Annotated in this window: 2 protein-coding genes; both read left to right on the forward strand. The window is 50.6% G+C overall.

The annotated features are described in order from the left end of the window. On the forward strand, nucleotides 1-557 hold a 557-nt coding region (locus tag GTGU_RS10200), incomplete at its 5' end, for a tyrosine-type recombinase/integrase (protein WP_038156359.1). A 252-nt stretch (nucleotides 558-809) separates the two neighbouring features. Continuing rightward, nucleotides 810-1,664: ShlB/FhaC/HecB family hemolysin secretion/activation protein (locus GTGU_RS10205; RefSeq protein WP_038156361.1), on the forward strand; the 855-nt coding region annotated here is incomplete at its 3' end.

The raw sequence follows: 1,664 nt of genomic DNA on the forward strand, positions 1-1,664 counted from the left end.
TTCGCTCCAGTGAGTTACGTCTTGCCCGCTGGGATGAATTTAATCTCAGGGCCCGTATCTGGACGCTCCCTGCACAACGTAAATTCGTCAAAGGTGTTCGCTTCTCCGAACGCGGTGCAAAAATGAAAGATGAACATCTGGTGCCACTGTCGGTACAAGCCGTGGCACTGTTAAAAGAAATCCAGTCGTTAACCGGAGATTCACAATTTGTCTTTCCCGGCGCTCACTCACTGGATAAGCCCATGAGTGAAAACACGATCAACAAGGCGCTGCGCGTCATAGGCTATGACACTAAAACCGAGATCTGCGGACATGGATTCAGAACAATGGCCTGTAGTGCCCTGAATGAATCGGGACTCTGGTCAAAAGATTGCATCGAACGGCAGATGAGCCACCGCGAACGCAATAATGTCCGCGCAGCTTATATCCATAAAGCAGAACACCTTGATGAACGCATGGAAATGATGCAGTGGTGGTCTGATTACCTTGACATAAACCGTGAAAGATTTATTGCACCTTATATTTATGTCCGCCTGCGGAATAAGAAAACTATTTAACGGAGTTATCTCTTATGTAAAGCCCCGGAGGAACGAATTGCCGGGGTTGTATCTCTCAATCCCCCATAATTACCAGCACCAGACTATCAGAATAATCCCCACACCACCGAAAACGCACACTTTTCAGACAAAAACAGTGTATTTTATATGGGAATGTAAGCAGATGATACGGTATAACTCCTTACTCGGGATGATTTTAACAACGTTAACATCGATCACTGATAACAGGTTAACTCAAGGGAACGTGGCACAATGGGCAGGGAGACAGAGAAATTACTGAGGGTTGCAGTACTGTTCCTGTATATGTTATGTGCAAAGGGGTATGCCGCACCACTTTCACCATCTGATCGCGACAGTATTCAGCAACAACAGTCCGACCTGTTGCGTCGTGAACAGGTTCAGCGCGAAGAGCTTGAACGCAGCATTCCGCTCCCCCGCGTACCAGAATCCTCACCTCCGGCATCCGGTTCTGCGGGTCCCTGTTTTGCCATCCATTCTGTTTCTCTCGATGGTGCCACGCTGATTAAACCGGCTACACAGCAAAAATTCCTTTCTCCCTGGCTGAACCAGTGCCTCAGTATGGCTCAACTGACGCAGCTTACAAATGACGTGACGGACTGGTACGTCAGCCGGGGCTATATCACCAGCCGGGCTTTTCTGACGGAGCAGGATATCTCCGGCAGTCATCTTCGTCTTGTCGTGATGGAAGGCCGTCTTCAGTCCATCAGAATGGATGACGCTCCGCCCCGTATGCTCAGGATGGCCTTTCCTGGGCTGGAAGGCGGTATTCTGAACCTGCGTGATATCGAGCAGGGCATGGAGCAGATTAACCGTACCCGCCGCGAGCCGGTGCAGATTGAGATTTTACCGGGTGATAAGGAAGGCTGGTCAGTGGTGAATCTCACCGCCACGCCGGAATTCCCCGTCACCGGTTCGGTGAGTTTCGATAACAGCGGCCAGAAAAGTACCGGCACAGGGCAGTTAAGCGGTTCCCTTTCCTTTAATAATCTTCTCGGTCTGGCGGATTCATGGTTTGTCAGTGGCGGGCGCAGCAGCGACTTTTCGTCTTCGCACGATGCACAGAACGTGGCGGCGGGATTCAGTCTG

The organism is Trabulsiella guamensis ATCC 49490, from assembly GCF_000734965.1.
GTDB classification, from domain to species: Bacteria; Pseudomonadota; Gammaproteobacteria; order Enterobacterales; family Enterobacteriaceae; genus Trabulsiella; species Trabulsiella guamensis.